General features: G+C 39.4%; 15 protein-coding genes. 14 read left to right on the top strand and 1 reads right to left on the bottom strand.

Annotation, left to right across the window (positions count from 1 at the left end):
• Nucleotides 1-18 precede the first annotated feature (18 nt).
• The 6 genes from recN to MHB40_RS15890 all read left to right on the top strand — a co-directional run bounded on the left by recN (nt 19) and on the right by MHB40_RS15890 (nt 7,033).
• On the top strand, nt 19-1,710 hold the full coding sequence (gene recN, locus MHB40_RS15915; RefSeq protein WP_205444246.1) for a DNA repair protein RecN: 1,692 nt from the start codon (nt 19-21) through the stop codon (nt 1,708-1,710).
• A 122-nt stretch (nt 1,711-1,832) separates the two neighbouring features.
• On the top strand, nt 1,833-2,780 hold the full coding sequence (locus MHB40_RS15910; protein ID WP_205444245.1) for a SpoIVB peptidase S55 domain-containing protein: 948 nt from the start codon (nt 1,833-1,835) through the stop codon (nt 2,778-2,780).
• 385 nt (nt 2,781-3,165) lie between these two features.
• On the top strand, nt 3,166-3,957 hold the full coding sequence (spo0A, locus tag MHB40_RS15905; RefSeq protein WP_016993890.1) for a sporulation transcription factor Spo0A: 792 nt from the start codon (nt 3,166-3,168) through the stop codon (nt 3,955-3,957).
• Nucleotides 3,958-4,244: 287 nt separating this feature from the next.
• On the top strand, nt 4,245-4,451 hold the full coding sequence (locus MHB40_RS15900; RefSeq protein WP_342532921.1) for a hypothetical protein: 207 nt from the start codon (nt 4,245-4,247) through the stop codon (nt 4,449-4,451).
• Nucleotides 4,452-4,740: 289 nt separating this feature from the next.
• Nucleotides 4,741-6,312 (top strand): FapA family protein, encoded by a 1,572-nt coding sequence (locus MHB40_RS15895; protein ID WP_342440908.1) that lies wholly within the window; start codon nt 4,741-4,743, stop codon nt 6,310-6,312.
• Nucleotides 6,305-7,033: a glycerophosphodiester phosphodiesterase gene (locus MHB40_RS15890; protein ID WP_342440907.1), complete on the top strand. Its 729-nt coding sequence runs from the start codon at nt 6,305-6,307 to the stop codon at nt 7,031-7,033. The genes MHB40_RS15895 and MHB40_RS15890 overlap by 8 nt, the downstream gene beginning before the upstream one ends.
• A 47-nt stretch (nt 7,034-7,080) precedes the next feature.
• Here MHB40_RS15890 and MHB40_RS15885 read toward each other — a convergent pair whose 3' ends face one another.
• Nucleotides 7,081-7,317 carry a DUF2627 domain-containing protein gene (locus tag MHB40_RS15885; protein ID WP_004231186.1) on the bottom strand — a complete coding sequence of 79 codons (237 nt, stop codon included), beginning with the start codon at nt 7,315-7,317 and terminating at the stop codon, nt 7,081-7,083.
• Nucleotides 7,318-7,704: 387 nt separating this feature from the next.
• On the opposite strand from MHB40_RS15885, the gene MHB40_RS15880 reads away from it, so the two are divergent.
• From MHB40_RS15880 to meaB, 8 genes are all read left to right on the top strand, one after another.
• Nucleotides 7,705-8,799, top strand: a complete 1,095-nt coding sequence (locus MHB40_RS15880; protein WP_205444240.1) for a Glu/Leu/Phe/Val dehydrogenase — start codon at nt 7,705-7,707, stop codon at nt 8,797-8,799.
• 177 nt (nt 8,800-8,976) lie between these two features.
• Nucleotides 8,977-10,404, top strand: a complete 1,428-nt coding sequence (lpdA, locus tag MHB40_RS15875) for a dihydrolipoyl dehydrogenase (protein ID WP_342440906.1) — start codon at nt 8,977-8,979, stop codon at nt 10,402-10,404.
• 86 nt (nt 10,405-10,490) lie between these two features.
• Nucleotides 10,491-11,507 carry a thiamine pyrophosphate-dependent dehydrogenase E1 component subunit alpha gene (locus tag MHB40_RS15870; protein WP_205444237.1) on the top strand — a complete coding sequence of 339 codons (1,017 nt, stop codon included), beginning with the start codon at nt 10,491-10,493 and terminating at the stop codon, nt 11,505-11,507.
• Nucleotides 11,507-12,490, top strand: coding sequence for an alpha-ketoacid dehydrogenase subunit beta (locus MHB40_RS15865; RefSeq protein ID WP_016993882.1), 984 nt, complete (start codon nt 11,507-11,509; stop codon nt 12,488-12,490). Before MHB40_RS15870 ends, MHB40_RS15865 begins: the two co-directional genes overlap by 1 nt.
• A gap of 171 nt (nt 12,491-12,661) precedes the next feature.
• The gene (locus MHB40_RS15860; RefSeq protein WP_342532920.1) at nt 12,662-14,005 is read left to right on the top strand and encodes a dihydrolipoamide acetyltransferase family protein; all 1,344 of its coding nucleotides are present in this window, start codon (nt 12,662-12,664) and stop codon (nt 14,003-14,005) included.
• A gap of 121 nt (nt 14,006-14,126) precedes the next feature.
• Nucleotides 14,127-15,830 (top strand): methylmalonyl-CoA mutase family protein, encoded by a 1,704-nt coding sequence (locus MHB40_RS15855; RefSeq protein WP_342440904.1) that lies wholly within the window; start codon nt 14,127-14,129, stop codon nt 15,828-15,830.
• Nucleotides 15,827-17,980 carry a methylmalonyl-CoA mutase gene (gene scpA, locus MHB40_RS15850; protein ID WP_342440903.1) on the top strand — a complete coding sequence of 718 codons (2,154 nt, stop codon included), beginning with the start codon at nt 15,827-15,829 and terminating at the stop codon, nt 17,978-17,980. Before MHB40_RS15855 ends, scpA begins: the two co-directional genes overlap by 4 nt.
• Complete coding sequence (gene meaB, locus MHB40_RS15845; protein ID WP_205444232.1) at nt 17,980-19,077, top strand: methylmalonyl Co-A mutase-associated GTPase MeaB; 1,098 nt, start codon at nt 17,980-17,982, stop codon at nt 19,075-19,077. Before scpA ends, meaB begins: the two co-directional genes overlap by 1 nt.
• The last annotated feature ends 77 nt before the right edge of the window (nt 19,078-19,154 follow it).

The raw sequence follows: 19,154 nt of genomic DNA, 5'->3' as shown, positions 1-19,154 counted from the left end.
ATTTAGAGGTGACATTTTGTGTTAAGAGAGCTTAGTATTCGAAACTTTGCCATCATTGAGGATTTGACTGTCAGCTTTTTAGAAGGCTTAACAGTTCTCACAGGGGAAACAGGTGCCGGAAAATCCATTATCATTGATGCGGTGCATTTACTTGCTGGTGGACGAGGCAACACTGAATTTATTCGACATGGCGCAAGAAAAGCAGAATTGGGTGGCTTATTTCAAATTTCGAGTTCAGTTCATCCTGTTCTGAAAAAGTTAGAAGAAGCAGGCATTGAAATAGAAGAAGATACGATTATTTTACGTCGTGATTTAAATGATACTGGTAAAAGTATTTGCCGTGTGAATGGAAAGCTTGTGCCATTATCGGTACTAAGAGACATTGGGGCTAGCCTTATTGATATTCATGGCCAACATGAAAATCAAGAGCTAATGGATGAAAAGCAGCACATCAATTTGCTCGACCAGTTTGCAGAAGAAGAGCTATTGCCCATTCAAAAAACGTATCGTGCTCAGTACGATGAATACCGTTTACTCAAAAAAGACTTAGCTTCCATATCCATTGATGAGCAATTGATGGCACAACGTATCGATTTGTATCAATTTCAAATCAAAGAGTTGGACGAAGCAAATTTAAAATTAGGTGAGGAAGACGAGCTTCTAGACGAACGCCGTCGTCTGATGAATTTTAATAAAATTTTTGAACGCTCTAGTGCAGCCTATGAAGCCATTCAAGGCGAAACAAAAGGGCTTGATTGGATCGGTACGGCAATGGGTGCTTTAGAAGACGCTGCAACGGTTGATGAGCAATTTAAAGAATCGTCTGAGGCAGTTACAACTGCGTTTTATGCATTACAGGATGCAGCCTATCAGGTCAAAAATGTGTTAGATGAATTAGAATTTGATCCAGCTCGTTTAAACGAGGTGGAGCAACGTTTAGCATTATTGCAAAATTTAAAACGCAAGTATGGTACAACAGTAGAAGAAATCTTGGCTTATTATGAAAAAATTAAAACTGAGTTAAATGAGCTGTTGAATCGCGATGAAATTTTGCAGGTGAAAGAACGACGCGTGTTAGAAATGGAAGCTGTACTCAATGAGTTGGCTAGTGAACTTTCAACAGTACGTAAAGCTGCAGCCCAACAATTAAGTGAAGCGATTATGGCAGAACTACGTGAATTACATATGGAAAAGGCAAAATTTATTGTCAATTTTGATGAATTATCCTATTTCGATGCTAATGGGAAAGATCAAATTATTTTCTACATCTCCACAAACGTTGGAGAGCCTCCAAAGTCTTTACCAAAAATTGCATCTGGCGGAGAATTATCACGAATGATGCTGGCATTGAAAACCATTTTCTCTTCTTCCAATGGAATTACCTCCATTATTTTTGATGAGGTTGATACCGGTGTCAGTGGTCGTGTGGCGCAAGCGATTGCAGAAAAAATTGCCGCGATTTCTGTAAATTCTCAAGTTTTATGTATTTCACATTTACCACAAGTTGCTGCGATGGCTGATCATCATTACTTCATCAAAAAAGAAGTGGAGCACGATCGAACATTTACTTCATTATCAGAGATTGATCAAGACGCTCGCATAGAGGAAGTAAGCCGTATGATGTCTGGAACCGAAATTACAGCGTTAACATTACAGCATGCAACGGAGCTTTTAAAAATGGCAGATGAAAGAAAAAAACAAATGCGTTAACCTTTATTCCAGAAACAGTTTCAGCTGTTTCTGGCTTTTTTCATTTTGCGCAAATATTTACCGCTTATAAGAACGTCACAACAACACATAGTAAAAAGACAAAAATGAAAAGGAGGTGTCGTATGAATCGTCATTGGCGTCAATTAGTCATTTTGCCTATGCTCATCTTTTTATTAGTGATGCCTATACAAGCTTTAGCCGCCAAAAAGCTTATACCGATGGGCGAAGCAATTGGAATCCAACTTCAATTATCACATGTATTTGTAGCACACGATGTACTGTTAGCTTCCAATCAGTGGATGAAAGGAGGCGCTGTTATTGAAAAAATAAATAATATACCAGTAAAATCACTTGCTGATGCCAAGCAAGCTGTGGCAAAGGATGGCCAACAGAAATGGACGATCAATAGTGGTGGCCAACAAATTACATTGGAATTACAAAACCAAGAAGCAGAGCATGTCATTTCCTTTTTAAAAGATGAAACAGATGGAGTAGGAACACTGACTTATATTGATCCAGAGACAAAAAATTACGGTGCACTAGGTCATCAAATTGTCGATTCAACCCTACAAGAAGCCCCTGTTTTTAGAGCTGGCTCCATTTTTTTAGCTTCTATTCAGCAAATCCGAAAAAGCACACCGGGCCAACCAGGCTATAAAATTTCCTCCATTGAAAAGCATCAAGAACGGCTAGGCAGTATAGATAAAAATACTATTTATGGTATTTTTGGCCGTTGGGAAGACGGTTATCAACAAAGATTACCCAAAGCGATAGAAATTATGCATGAAAAAGATATAAAAACGGGGAAAGCAGAAATCTATACAGCCATTGAAGGCAGTAAGGTGGAAACCTTTTCAATTGAAATTACCAAAGTGGAAAATGAACGCCTTGAATTTATAGTATCTGACGAGAAGCTCATTGAAAAAACAGGTGGTATTTTGCAGGGAATGAGTGGCAGCCCTATTATTCAAGATGGTCGTTTTGTCGGTGCGGTGACACATATGTTTGTGGAGGAGCCGAAAAAAGGTGCAGCGCTAACGGTAGCGGAAATGTTAAGAAGATCTTCATAAAAAGGGATGAAAGGTAAAAATCCGTTTAATTTTCCGCAGGCAGGACAAATGCCGCAGGAAACTACACGGATTTTTTACCTTTATTTCATCGAATCCAACATGTATTTCTGATAATTTCCTGAAGGAGTCATGATATTTAAAAAAACTGTAGTTTTATCTACTAAATTTATCTAAAATAAGTGATAAGAGCATTCAACAGGTCGCAGCCATTTAGCGTAACTTGTCGATATTAAAAGAAAGTATCGGACTACATACTCATTTTTGGAAATAGAAAAGGTTTTTAAAACAAAAATGTCGAAAATTCCACAGTGTGCCAAAAACGGCATTTAGGGGTTTAGGTTATCGCTTTGAGGTGTTCAAAGCAAGTCCAGAAGGAGGAATTGAAATGACAAAGGTAAAAGTAGCGATTGCAGATGATAATCGTGAGTTATTAAAAACAATGGAGCAGTATTTTCAAGGACATGCCGAAATAGAAATTATTGCAACTGCTTCAAATGGAAAAGTATGTCTACAAATGCTTGAGGAATTTACACCAGATATTTTACTTCTAGATATAATAATGCCTCATCTTGACGGTTTAGCTGTATTAGAATCCATGTATCAAAATGAAAAAATGTCATCAATTCAAGTCATTATGCTAACAGCTTTTGGCCAAGAAGATGTCATGAAACAGGCGGTAGATTTAGGAGCTTCCTACTTCATGCTAAAGCCCTTTGAATTCGATCAATTGGTACAAAAGATTTTGCATTGTGCTGGACAGAAGGCGACACTTCCGAAAAAGACAAGCGTGTTACAACCGACAGTACCTCAAAAATTAAATCAGCATCAATTGGACAGTACGATTACAGCCATCATTAAAGAAATCGGTGTACCTGCCCATATTAAAGGCTATTCTTATTTGCGTGAAGCCATTCAAATGGTCTTTGAAGATATTGAATTATTAGGATCTGTGACAAAAATTTTATATCCAGAAATCGCCAAAAAGTTTAATACGACACCATCTCGTGTGGAACGTGCGATTCGCCATGCCATCGAGGTTGCATGGAATCGAGGCAATTATGAATCCATTTCGTCGATGTTTGGCTACACAGTCCATCACTTAAAATCTAAGCCAACAAATAGCGAATTCATTGCCATGATCGCAGACAAAATCCGCATCGATATGATGGCTAGCTAGTTCCGACATATATATAATAAACATATACAGCAATTATACTTCGCATAGTATAGCGCCCTTTTAGATTTTACTGTTTAAAAGGGCGCTTTTTTTGTTACTTGAACAAATGCTGTGGAAATATCTGTGGCTGTCCTTTAATATTGAAACCGTTAAAAGAAAGTCTAAATCAGATAAAAATGCACGATATATGCATGAATAATGGATTTAAAGTCATATCCTAAAGATGAATAGTGAGAAGGGTAATAAATCGTTTGATACCTCACATCGTTTCGTTATACTTATAGTAGGTGATTAAAATAAAAAGTGTAAATTTTCAACTAGATCGAATGAATTCGCTCGAAATCACACAGATAGAGGAAGATCTATTTGAGGTACGTTTAGCATTCGATGGTAAATTAAGTATGCATTATATGAGTCGACAGCAATTGCTACAACTAGGTTCTACTTTCCAAATTGAAAGTAATATCAATGAATTCATAGTTAAAAAGAACTAATATAAATGATGGTTTAGCGAGAAGCAACCAAGATATCTGTCCTTGGAAGATCATTTGTTCAAAATAGCCTAATGGAATTACTTTGAATTTATCGGTAATTTTAATAAAAAAACTCAAAAACAAGAAATTTAGTAGCGTTAAATACCTACTTTTCTTTATGAATAATAAAATATCGTCTCATGTTTTAATGATTAAGTGGTACTATTTTCTTTCTCGGTAGTGACAATGGTCTCTAAACAAAAGTAAGTGGATTGTATATACTTACATATAGAGGGAAGGAGGAGGTAGCTTGATTCTAGTTCGAAATGAAAACTTCGAAATTTCTGAGGAAAATGGCAAGGTATATATGCTTACTTTTAGCGCTGGTTTCCCATTAAAAGAATTTGATAGCATCCTACGTAGTCATCCACGACTGAAATTATCTAATTTTTCAATTTTAAAAAATGTGTTATCAACCCAGAATACCAATCCTGTTGAAATTGGACGCTGGCTTCCGAACATTGAAGCAGAAGTGGCACGTGATAAGATGTCAGCCTCTGTTTTTATATATGAAACGCTTGAATATATTCAAAATAATAAAGAGAAATTAACACAACAAATCCGAGAAACATTGAATGAAAATGGAATTGTGCACGGAATATTGGATTTTGATATATTGAAGGCTGAACCAGGAAAAGCATTTTTAATTGCTCAAGGAGAGCAACCTATAGCGGGAATAGATGCACAAATTACATACTTACCTAAACCAGAGAGAAAGCCGGTCATTCGTGAAGACGGTAAAGCGGATTACTATGATATGAATTTTATTTCGGAAATTTCAGAAGGCTCTTGGCTAGGTGAAAAGATTCCTGCTACATTAGGTAAACCGGGGAAAAATGTGCTAGGTCAAGTAGTTGCTGCTGTACCTGGACGAGATTATCCTATCAAATATGATACAAAATCGGCCTATGAAGTGGAAGAAGACGGAAAAGTAGTCATTCGCTCGAAAATCGCTGGCGTTTTAGATGATGTCAAAGGCATGATTGGTGTAAACAGACACCTTCCTATAAATGGTGATGTTGGAGTGGAAACAGGTAACCTTGAATTTAATGGTTCACTCAGTATTAAAGGTACAGTAACAAATGGCTATACGGTTATTGCGACTGGTGATATTTCCATTGAGGGAGCGGAGGGTGTAAGCGGTGCCAAGCTTATTAAATCCATTGAAGGTGATGTCTATATTCGTGGTGGAATCTTTGGGCTTGGTTCAACAGTGGTAGAAGCAGGTGGCAATATATTTGTTAAACATGTGAATGAAGCAAATTTATTTGCTGCTAATAGTATTCATATTGGTTTTTATGCACTAGGATCACAGCTTTCTGCTCATTCTATTTATGTGGACGAACGAAAAGGTAAAATTATTGGGGGGCGTGCAGTAGCTAAAAATACGATTGTTACGGCCATTTCAGGGAACCGATTAGAGCGTCGAACAGATTTGATAATAGAAAGTATTAATAAGCAGGAGAATAACTCCGTGATGCAAGAAAAAGCAGTACAGTTAAAACAATTGCAGACAGAGATTTCAGCACATGAGAATAGCATGAAAAATTTATTGCCTTTCCTCAATCAAATGTCGAAAGAACAATCAGCCTCATTTGAAGTAACAAAGCAAGCCTTAACTAAATTAAAGGCCGAAGCGATTACATTAGATCGTGAAATTAAATTATTAATGGATGAAATGCGTCATGTAGGGAAAGAAGAGATTGTTGTGACAAAAGAGGCCCATCCTGGAACTTATATTCAAATTGGTAGAAAATCATCTTTATTAAGCAAGATGACGAATGGCAAATTCCTGCTAGAATTCGGTGAGTTAAATGTCTAAGGTAGCTTTTATTCCTGTTTTTGCACATCGAGGAGCTTCTGCTTATGCATTAGAGAATACCTTTAAAGCTTTTGAAAAGGCATTAGAGCTAGGGGCCGATGGGATTGAACTAGATATTCAATTCTCAAAAGATGGATTACCTGTAGTGTATCATGATCCACAGTTATCGAGGTTAGTAGGCACGAATAAATTGGTAAGTGATTGTACGATGGAGGAGCTTCTGCGCTTTAAACTTGGCAAGCCTTGGAGACGTCTATTTTCGTCGTATAAAATGCCAGCGTTTGAGGCAGTTTTAGCATGGGCAAATACACAGCAGATGCCATTGAATATTGAATTAAAATCAACGATCCTGGATAATAAGAGTGGGCTCATTCATTTCCTAAGAGGCTTAGCGCCGCCAGAGGGTAGTCATTTTTCATCCTTTCACTATGAGCTTTTAGAGATCGTAAAAAAGCAGAGACCTGAATTTGAAACGGCCCTTATTGCCACGAAAAAAATAAAATGGGATCTTCTAGCTGATTATAAAGCCGCTGATAGTGTGCATATGCATAAAAGGTACTACAAGCCAAGATACTTGGAGGCCTGTGTTACAAGTGAAAAAGCATGTCGTTTTTATGCCATTGATGGCTCAGAATCATTTTTAACCAACCCGCATCCTTCTGTCATTGGTTGGATTACGGATTATCCTGATAAAGTCATCACAACACAGCAACGAGTATAAAAATAGCTATCCAGTAAGTCTTGCGTGACTTATATGGATAGCTATTTTTATTTTTTTTGGAAGCGTGGTGCTACTTTTCCATTTTTTCGATCGCGATGCAGTAAAAATCCAGCGAAAAACCCAAAGCCTATTACGAAGAAAATGACACCAACTACAAATTGTAGCCATAAAAATGGGAATGGTGAAATGAGCTTACCAAATAATGTATCACGCATAAATTTAATGCCACCTGCAGCCATAAGACCTGGAATAAGCATTACAATAAATGCAGCTAAACGGGCCATGCATACCCCTCCTTATTCCTATGATTAATTGTACCTGTGGATGGTGGAATGTCAAGGAAGGGTATAAATCAATATAATATTTTTGCCTAAAAACGAGGCAGGACAGAAAGTAGTGATTGTAACAGAATGTTTAGAAAATTCTTACTTAAATAAGAATATGTAATAATAGTTGCGAAATTGTGAATTTGTCAGTATTGTAAAAATAAGTGGAGCAATATTATCCATTACTAAACAATTTCTTCTTCAAGTATTAGGGTCTAAACACCTACTGAATAAGAGGAGCTCAGGATTTGCTGAGTGAGGACGCTATGAAGAAGTGATTGTTAGATAAAACTTGATTGGATGGGCATTTGGGGATGCACTTTCCAAAGCAAAGGGGCGAGTTTCATGGAAATCTTCAAGTATATGGAAAAGTATGATTACGAACAATTGGTATTTTGCCAAGATGAAGCATCAGGGTTAAAAGCGGTTATCGCTATCCATGATACAACACTTGGACCAGCACTAGGTGGAGCACGTATGTGGACATATGCGTCAGAAGAAAATGCAATTGAAGATGCATTACGTTTAGCACGAGGAATGACTTACAAAAATGCTGCAGCTGGTTTAAACCTTGGCGGTGGAAAAACGGTCATTATTGGTGACCCATTTAAAGATAAAAATGAAGAGATGTTCCGTGCGTTAGGTCGTTTCATCCATGGATTGAATGGCCGCTATATCACAGCTGAAGACGTAGGTACAACGGTATCGGATATGGATTTAATCCATGAGGAAACAGATTATGTAACAGGAATTTCTCCTGCATTCGGTTCTTCAGGTAATCCATCTCCAGTAACAGCTTATGGTGTTTACCGTGGTATGAAAGCAGCTGCAAAAGAAGCATTCGGTTCTGACTCACTAGAAGGATTAAAAATTTCTGTACAGGGTCTTGGAAATGTAGCCTACAAGCTTTGCGAGTATTTACATAATGAAGGAGCAAAACTTGTTGTAACAGATATCAATCAGGCAGCCATTGATCGAGTTGTGAATGACTTCGATGCAATTGCAGTGGCACCAGATGAAATCTATGCGCAAGAAGTTGATATTTTCTCACCTTGTGCACTAGGTGCAATTTTAAATGATGAAACAATTCCGCAATTAAAAGCGAAAGTGATTGCTGGATCTGCTAATAACCAATTAAAAGATTCACGTCATGGTGACTACCTACATGAATTAGGTATCGTCTATGCACCAGATTATGTAATCAATGCTGGTGGCGTGATTAACGTTGCAGATGAATTATATGGCTATAATCGAGAACGTGCAATGAAACGCGTTGATGGCATTTACGATAGTATTGAAAAAATCTTTGCTATTTCAAAACGAGATGGCATTCCAACATATGTGGCAGCGAACCGCTTAGCTGAGGAACGTATCGCTCGCGTAGCGAAATCGCGCAGCCAATTCTTAAAAAATGAAAAAAATATTTTACACGGTCGCTAATTTACACGGTTGATACATGATGAGAAGTCGCATTGTCGACTTCTTCTATTTTCAACAAGAAATAGGGCATTAATGAAGTAAAGCTAAAGATATTCTAGGACACGGACTGACTGCTAAAAATGGCTTGGTAATTGTTTAATAGAATCTTTAGCACTTTTCTCAATAGGGGGAATAAACATGGCTCGAAATTATGATGTTGTCATTTTAGGTGGAGGTACAGGTGGGTATGTTGCAGCCATCCGAGCTGCTCAGTTAGGCTTGAAAACAGCCATTGTAGAGCGTGAACGTTTAGGTGGTACTTGCTTGCATAAAGGCTGTATTCCAAGTAAAGCCTTACTTCGAAGTGCAGAAGTATATCGTATGGCGAATAAAACAGCTAGCGAATATGGTGTCGATATTGAAGGTGTGACATTACAATTTGACAAAGTTCAAGCGAGAAAACAAGCAATCGTTGAGCAATTAAGTCAGGGTGTGAATACACTGATGAAAAAAGGCAAAATAGATGTTTATCATGGTACAGGGCGAATTTTGGGTCCATCTATTTTCTCACCTATGCCGGGTACGATATCTGTAGAAATGTCAAATGGCGATGAAAATGAAATGCTTGTTCCAACAAATGTTGTCATTGCAACGGGTTCAAAGCCTCGTGGTATGGCAGGGTTAACGGTAGATGGGCAATATGTGCTAAATTCCGATCATGCTTTAGCGTTAGAAAATTTACCAAAGTCATTGCTAATCGTTGGTGGCGGTGTTATCGGAATTGAGTGGGCATCTATGCTATGCGATTTTGGTGTATATGTAACAGTTGTAGAATATGGGCCATCCATTTTACCAGCGGAAGATGCGGACATTGTTAAAGAAGTGACGAAACAACTTGAAAAACGAGGAGTTCGTATTGTTACGAATGCTCGCTTAGATACAAATACATTCAAAATTGAAAATGATAACGTTTTCATTTCAGCGAAAGTGAATGATAAAGAAGAAATCTTTGAGGCTGATAAATTATTACTTTGTGTAGGCCGTGAGGCGAATACGCAGGATATTGGTTTAGAAAATACAGAGATTGAAGTGGAAAACGGCTTTATTAAAGTGATTGATTCCTATCAAACGAAAGAGTCTCATATGTATGCCATAGGAGATGTGATTGGTGGCTTACAATTAGCACATGTTGCTTCTCATGAAGGGCTTTCAGCTATTGAGCATATAGCAACAGGGAAAACAGAGAAATTGGATGATTTGAAAGTACCAAAATGTGTTTATTCCTATCCAGAGGTTGCCAGCATTGGCTTAACAGAGAGTGCTGCTAAAGAACGAGGATTTTCATTAAAGATTGGTAAATTCCCGTTTAAAGCCATTGGTAAAGCATTAGTAAATGGAGAGACAGAAGGCTTTGTCAAAATTATTGCTGATGAAGAAACCGATGATATTTTGGGTATTCATATGGTAGGGCCACATGTGACAGATTTAATTGGAGAAGCATCCTTAGCGAAAGTGTTAGATGCAACACCATGGGAAATAAGTCAGGCTATTCATCCACATCCATCCTTAAATGAGGTGTTAGTGGAATCTGCTCTTGCAGTGGATGATCGTGCTATCCATTTTTAATTTTCTGAATTTCATAACTAACATATCCAAATGTGGGGATATAGGATAAGATAGTTATTTCTCTATAATACGAAAGGGGTGTTCGTATGCAAGATGTTCAAATCAAACATGAAGATTTAGGTTTGTCAAATGAAGATGTACTTGCTATGTTCGAAACAATGTTAATGGCCAGAAGATTAGATGAGCGTATGTGGTTACTAAACCGTTCTGGTAAAATTCCGTTTGTAATTTCTTGTCAAGGCCAGGAGGCAGCACAAGTTGGAGCAGCCTTTGCACTTGATAAAAATAAGGATTATATTGCACCATATTATCGTGATATGGGTGTTGTTTTACATTTTGGTATGACACCGAGAGAATTGATGTTATCTGCGTTTGCCAAAGCAGAAGATCCAAACTCTGGTGGTCGTCAAATGCCTGGTCACTTTGGGCAAAAGAAAAACCGTATTATAACAGGATCATCTCCTGTTACAACGCAAGTTCCACATGCTGTTGGTGTTGCACTTGCTGGACGACTACAAAAAGAAGATTTTGTTTCATTCGTTACACTTGGTGAAGGTTCATCCAACCAAGGGGACTTCCATGAAGGAGCAAACTTTGCAGGTGTTCATAAGCTACCAGTCATTATTATGGTAGAAAACAATCAATATGCTATTTCTGTACCAGTGGAACGTCAACTAGGCTGTGCAAAAGTATCTGATCGTGGGATTGGCTACGGAATGCCAGGTGTGACAGTTGATGGGAAAAATCCATTACAAGTGTATAAAGTGGTGAAAGAGGCCGCAGACCGTGCACGTAATGGGGAAGGTCCAAGCTTAATCGAAACAGTAACATATCGTTTAACAGCCCATTCATCAGATGATGATGACCGTCAATACCGTACGGCTGAAGACATTGCAGAAGGCAAAGCAAAGGATCCAATTGTCTTATTTGAAAAGTATTTAATGGATGCTGGTGTGATGACAGACGCAATACGTACTGAAATCGAAGAGCGTATCATGGCAGAAGTAAATGAAGCAACTGATTATGCAGAAGCGGCTCCATATGCACAACCAGAGCATGCACTTAAATATGTTTATGCACCAGTGGACGGAGGTGACATGTAATGGCAGTAATGTCTTATATTGATGCGATTACATTAGCAATGAAAGAAGAAATGGAACGTGACGAACGAGTTTTCATTTTAGGAGAGGACGTTGGTCGTAAGGGCGGTGTATTTAAAGCTACTACTGGACTATACGATCAATTCGGTGAATACCGCGTGCTTGATACACCTCTTGCAGAAAGTGCGATCGCTGGTGTAGGAATCGGTGCTGCGATGTACGGTATGCGTCCGATTGCTGAAATGCAATTTGCTGATTTTATTATGCCAGCTGTCAACCAAATCGTCTCAGAGGCAGCTAAAATTCGTTACCGTTCTAATAATGACTGGACTTGTCCAATGGTTATCCGTGCACCTTTTGGCGGAGGTATTCACGGGGCACTATACCATTCACAATCCGTTGAAGCACTTTTTGCCGGTACGCCTGGTTTGAAAATTGTCATTCCATCAACACCATATGATGCAAAAGGTTTGCTGAAAGCTGCTATTCGTGATGAAGATCCAGTATTATTTTTCGAACATAAACGTGCCTATCGTTTAATTAAAGGGGAAGTACCACTTGATGATTACACGTTGCCGATTGGTAAAGCAGATGTAAAACGTGAAGGAGATGACGTGACAGTCATTACCTATGGTTTAGCTGTCCACTTTGCACTACAAGCGGCAGAGCGCCTAGCTGCAGATGGTATTTCTGCTCATATCCTTGACTTGCGTACAGTTTATCCTCTCGATAAAGAAGCAATCATTGAGGCTGCAAGTAAGACAGGTAAAGTATTGCTTGTCACAGAGGATAATAAAGAAGGTAGTATCATGAGTGAGGTTGCAGCAATTATTGCAGAGCATTGTTTATTTGAGCTTGATGCACCAATTCAACGTCTAGCAGGACCTGATGTGCCAGCCATGCCATATGCACCAACGATGGAGAAATATTTCATGATTAATCCTGATAAAGTGGAACGTGCTATGCGAGAACTTGCTGCGTTCTAATAGATCACAACAAGGCTGAATGAAAAAAGCGAAAGCCTCAGACGGAACAACAGATTTTGACTTTGAATAAAAGAAAGTCAAAATCTGTCTAATTGCCTATCTACGTTTAATGTTTTTAGCGCTGCATCAGGTACAATGACGCCTAGGCTTAATTGATGGGAGGAATAAAGGATGTCGGTTCAAAATATTACAATGCCACAGCTCGGCGAAAGTGTAACAGAAGGTACAATTGAAAAATGGCTTGTAAAGCCTGGAGATACAGTAAAAAAATATGATCCATTAGCAGAAGTTGTTACAGATAAAGTAAATGCTGAAATCCCCTCATCATTTGAAGGGGTTATTACGGAGCTTCTTGCACAAGAAGGTCAGACATTACCAGTTGGGGCAGTCGTATGCTCGATTGAAATAGCAGGAGAAGGCGAATTACCAGCACCGCCACCTGAAAAAAAATCGGCAGTAAGTACGGCTATTTTAAATGCAGGTGTTCAAAAGAAACAGGAGGCACCACAGCAGGTGGCACCTCCAGTAGCTGCACCAAAAGAGGCACGTACGAGTAAAGTGCGTTACCGTTACTCACCAGCTGTTCTTCGACTTGCACAGGAGCACGATATTGCATTAGACCTTGTAACAGGAACTGGCGAGGGTGGTCGTATTACAAGAAAAGACCTGTTAAAGCTAATTGAAACGGGTAATATCCCAACGGCAAACGATGTGGCACCAGCACCAACAGCTGTTCAAACAGCATCAGCGCCTACATCAGCGCCTCAGCAACAAGTGGAAAAAGCAGCTGCACCTGTACCACCGGTTCATCCAGGAGATATCGAAATTCCAGTGACGAAGATCCGTCGTGCCATTGCGAATAATATGGTGAAAAGTGTTCATGAAGCACCGCATGCTTGGATGATGATGGAAGTCGATGTAACAGATTTAGTCACTTATCGTGATAGCTTAAAGAATGAATTTAAGCAAAAAGAAGGCTTTAATCTTACATATTTCGCCTTCTTTGTAAAAGCGGTTGCTCAAGCTTTAAAGGAATTCCCGATGCTGAATTCTATGTGGGCGGAAGATAAAATTATTCAAAAACATGACATCAATATTTCGATTGCAGTAGCAACGGATGATGCCTTATTTGTACCTGTTATAAAACACGCAGATGAAAAATCCATTAAAGGAATTGCTAAAGAAATCCATGAACTGGCTAATAAAGTCCGTACAGGGAAATTGGCAATGGATGACATCACTGGTGGTACATTTACAGTGAATAATACAGGTGCGTTTGGCTCTGTTCAATCAATGGGCATCATTAATTACCCACAAGCAGCAATCCTTCAAGTGGAAAGTATTGTAAAAAAACCGGTTGTTTTACCAGGTGGAATGTTTGCTGCACGTGATATTGTGAATTTATGTTTATCTTTAGATCATCGTGTGCTTGATGGACTTGTCTGTGGTAAATTCCTAAATAGAGTGAAAGAAATACTCGAAAATACAAATAAATCTTCAACGTCAGTCTACTGATGACTCGTCGGAAACCTGCTGTATAAGGGTTTCCGATTTTTTTTATGCTTTTCGAGTCGCAATTTGTCATGTAGAATAACAAATAGAAACTACTAAGGGGGGAAGCTGATTAAGCGTCCGCATGTCAAACAACATGAAAAATATTGAATTTGAAATACCAGCCTATTCAGACTGGCAAGATGCAGCAATCAAAGCTTTAAAAGGGAAACCATTTGAGTCACTATTCACAAAAACAAATGAAGGTGTTACACTACAGCCGCTTTACACGCAAGAAAGTTTAGTAGCTAAGCTTGGAGAAGAGCTTGATTTACAAGTTGCCACAATCCGTTCCCTACAAAATGGTCCAGTGTTTCAGGTGGCACAGCAAATTCACGCTGATTCAAGCGAAGCTTTTTTTGCACAGCTTGAAGATAGTTTAGCTCGAGGCAATGAAGTTATTACGATTGATAGCCGAGTGAGCTTTGCTTGGACAGAAGAAGTATTGGTCAAATTAGCATCATATTTCTCAGAATATTCGTTTAAAATTACTATCGAGGATTCAAAAGACCCATTATTAGCAGTATTCGACAACATTGCAGTAGATCAACAAGAAGCCATTGAAGGTTACATTATTTCGAAAGACCCTATCACTTTGACTGCATTTCCGAACGTGCGCTCAGTCAGTGCAGACACAACGGTTTACCATAATGAAGGGGCCAACGCTGTACAAGAATTAGCCTATGCACTTGCATTAGCAGCCAAATTTGCACAACAGGAAGAAAGCTTTGCAGCATTTTCGAAGAAGTTTTTTGTATCCTTTGCTATTGATACACAATTCTTTACGGAGATTGCGAAATTGCGTGCTTTTAAAGTACTTTGGAAAGCGTTCTCATCCGCTTATGGCGTCACAGATGATGTGAAAATCCCGACGGTTGCTGAAACATCATTAAGAAGCTTTTCTAAATTAGATGTGTATGTGAACTTATTACGTTCTTCAAATGAAGCGCTTTCTGGTTTAATCGGTGGTGCCGATCTCTTTACGGTTCATCCACATGATGTGTTAACGAAGCCTACGGATCAATCGATTCGTATTGCTCGTAATGTGTCATTAATATTAAAAGAAGAAACAAATGTCTTGAAAGTAACAGATCCAGCAGGGGGCTCTTACTTTATCGAGTCGTTAACAGCAGATTTTGTGAAAGAAGCTTGGGCATTATTTTTAGACATTGAGACAGCTGGCGGTATTGATGAATACACGGCTTCTGGCAAGCTTGCAGAAGAAGTGGAAGCATCCTATCAAAAGCGTATCAAAGCTGCACAAACACGGAAGCAATCATTAATTGGAACGAATATTTATGCAAATCCAGCAGATGTACTTGAACATGACACAAATCCATTGTTTGCTGACATTAAGCGTATTGCTGCTCCATTTGAGGAATTACGTGCAGACATGACAGCCGCTGATGTGAAAACAGGTATTTTGGCATTAGGATCATTAAAAAGCTCTAAACCACGTGCCGATTTTGTAGCGGGCTTCTTAAATACAGTCGGTCTTGTACCAGAAAAAAGTGAGCCAGTGACGACTGTGGAAGAGGCACTAGCTTGGTTGAAGGCTACAGAGGCTAAGTATGTAGTGATTGCGGGCAGTGATGATGATACAAAAGCACTTGTATCAGCCATTTTAGCTGATAAACCAGCGAATGTGCTTGTAGATGTAGCGGGTAAATTTAAAGACGAAGAAGAAGCGTGGTTAGCAGATGGCTTAAACGGCTTTATTTTCGCAGGACAAAACATCATCGAAAAATTACAGTCCGTGTTTGCGAGCATGAAGGAGGTCCAACGATGAGCAAGCCAAATTTTAATGCAGTAGAAATAGAAAAAGTTTTAACAGCTGAAACACCTCAAGCGTCTGACGACAAGTTCATGACAAATGAAGGAATTGAAATTAAAGATATTTACACAAAAGAAGATATCAAAGAGGCTAAACACTTAAACGATGTGGCAGGAATTGCGCCCAATACACGTGGGCCATACCCTACTATGTATGTAGCACGTCCATGGACGGTTCGCCAATATGCCGGTTTCTCAACTGCTGAAGAGTCCAATGCCTTTTATAAACGAAATTTGGCAATGGGGCAAAAAGGTCTTTCTGTAGCGTTTGACTTAGCAACACACCGAGGCTATGACTCTGATCATCCACGTGTAACTGGGGATGTAGGGAAAGCAGGGGTTGCCATTGACTCTGTTGAGGATATGAAAATCCTTTTCGATCAAATCCCGTTAGACCAAATGTCAGTTTCGATGACGATGAACGGTGCAGTATTACCAGTTCTTGCATTCTATATTGTGGCAGCAGAAGAACAAGGGGTAACGCCAGATAAATTAGCAGGTACCATTCAAAATGATATTTTAAAAGAATATATGGTGCGTAATACATATATTTACCCACCAGCTATGTCAATGAAAATCATTGCAGATATTTTTGAATATACAGCGAAATATATGCCAAAATTTAACTCTATTTCGATTTCTGGTTACCATATTCAAGAAGCAGGCGCAACAAATGATATTGAGCTTGCCTATACGTTAGCAGATGGCTTGGAATATGTACGAACAGGATTAAAAGCAGGTATTGATATCGATGCATTTGCACCTCGTTTATCATTCTTCTGGGCAATTGGTATGAACTATTACATGGAAGTTGCTAAAATGCGCGCAGCACGCCGTATTTGGGCCCAAATGATGTCAACGTTTAATCCAAAAAATCCGAAAACATTAGCTTTGCGTACCCATTCGCAAACATCTGGTTGGTCTTTAACTGAGCAAGATCCATTTAACAATGTGGCACGTACATTAATCGAAGCAAATGCGTCTTCCATGGGACACACGCAATCCCTTCATACCAATGCGCTAGATGAAGCGATTGCACTTCCAACTGATTTCTCTGCACGTATCGCACGTAATACACAGCTATTTTTACAAGAGGAAACAGCGATGACAAAAGTCATTGATCCATGGGGTGGTTCATATTACGTGGAGAAATTAACAGAAGAAATTACGAAGTCTGCTTGGGCGTTAATCGAAGAGATAGAAGCACTTGGGGGCATGGCCAAAGCAATTGAAACGGGCCTTCCAAAAATGAAGGTTGAAGAAGCCGCAGCCAAACGTCAAGCGAAAATCGATTCTAAAACAGAAACGATTGTGGGCGTGAACAAGTATCGCTTAACAAAAGAAGAGCCAATTGATATTTTGGATATCGATAATACAATTGTTCGTCAAAAACAAATCGAACGTTTAGAGGCGATGAAGGCAGCTCGTGATGAAGCGGAAGTTCAGAAACATTTAGCTCGCTTAACGAAAGCTGCTCAAGATGGAGAAGAAAACTTACTAGCCGTGGCAGTGGATGCAGCGCGCGCTCGTGCTTCTTTAGGTGAAATCTCTGATGCTATCGAAGTAATTTCTGGTCGTCATAAGGCCGTGATTCGTTCGATTTCAGGTGTTTACTCTGCGAACTTCTCGGATGAGGAGCAAATTGCAGAAGTGAAACAAATGACAGAAGAATTCCTTGAAAACGAGGGGCGTCGTCCACGTATTTTAGTTGCCAAAATGGGACAAGATGGACATGACCGTGGCGCGAAGGTAGTCGCAACAGGCTATGCGGACCTAGGCTTTGACGTAGATATTTCACCATTATTTATGACGCCTGCTGAGGCAGCTCAAATGGCTGTTGAAAATGATGTCCATGTTATCGGGGTATCTTCACTAGCTGCAGGTCATAAAACATTAGTGCCTGAATTGATTGCAGAGCTTGAAAAACTAGGTCGTGGGGATATTATCATTATTGTGGGTGGGGTTATACCAGCACAAGATTATGATTTCCTTTATAATGCAGGCGCAGTAGCCATTTTCGGTCCAGGTACAGTGATCCCTGTTTCTGCACTAAAAATTATTGAAGAAATCTACAAACGTTTAGGCTACGAGGAAGTGTCTGAATAATGGACAAAAATAAAGGAATCGAAGACAGTGCGCTATTTGTCATGGACGGAGTAGAGGCAACTCACGACGGGATGCAATATGGTACACCCAAAAAATTCCGAAAGAAAAAGGCAGACAGTCTAAATGTAGGAGAGCTTGCACAACAAGTACGTGCGGGCTCTCGCACACATTTATCAAAAGCCATTACCCTCATTGAAAGTTCCAATGCTACACATAAAGTGCAAGCACAAGAACTATTGCAGGAGCTTCTTCCACATACAGGTAATAGTATCCGAATTGGCATAACGGGTGTGCCAGGAGCAGGGAAAAGCTCATTCATTGAGGCTTTCGGCACAAAGCTTTGTGACATGGGAAAACGAGTTGCTGTCCTAGCCATTGATCCGAGTTCTTCTCTATCAGGGGGGAGTATACTTGGCGATAAAACCCGAATGGAGGAGCTCGTCAAAAAACCTACTGCATTTGTTCGTCCATCCCCATCGGCAGGTACCCTAGGGGGTGTTCACAAAAAGACGCGGGAAACGATGTTAGTTTGTGAGGCTGCAGGCTATGATGTGATTTTAATTGAAACAGTTGGTGTCGGACAAAGTGAAACCTATGTCCGTGGTATGGTAGATTTCTTCCTTCTTCTTGTTTTAACAGGAGCGGGGGACGAATTGCAGGGCATGAAAAAAGGCATCATGGAATTAGCAGATGCGATTGTTGTGCATAAGGCGGATGGTGATAATATTCGTCTTGCCAAAAAAACGGTTGCAGAGTATAAACAAATTTTGCATTTTTTACAGCCAGCTACACCTGGTTGGATGTCAACTGCCATGCCTGTTAGTTCATTAGAAAAAAGGGGTCTTGATAAGGTTTGGGATACAATTGGGGAATTCAAGCAAATTGTAGAAGCAAATCACTATTGGGCTACCCGGCGCCAACAACAAACAAAAGAGTGGTTCCAATCGATGATTACCGATCATTTAATTGATCTATTTTATGGGAATCCGCAGCGTAAAGCACAAGTACAACAGCTTGAACGTCAAATTTTAAGTGGACAATTGACTGTCACACAAGGTGTTGATCGTTTATTTAGCGTAGAGCAGGAAGACAAGTAAACGAGTCTTATTGTCATCTTAGTAAATTCAACTGAATTGTGATGAGCAAGTAGGTGCACAAATTCGTTTCAAACTGC

It is taken from the genome of Lysinibacillus sp. FSL K6-0057 (assembly GCF_038630885.1).
Classification (GTDB): Bacteria; Bacillota; Bacilli; order Bacillales_A; family Planococcaceae; genus Lysinibacillus; species Lysinibacillus fusiformis_F.
Note: the sequence above shows the minus strand (reverse complement) of the source record. Positions and strands in the feature narration are given on the sequence as shown.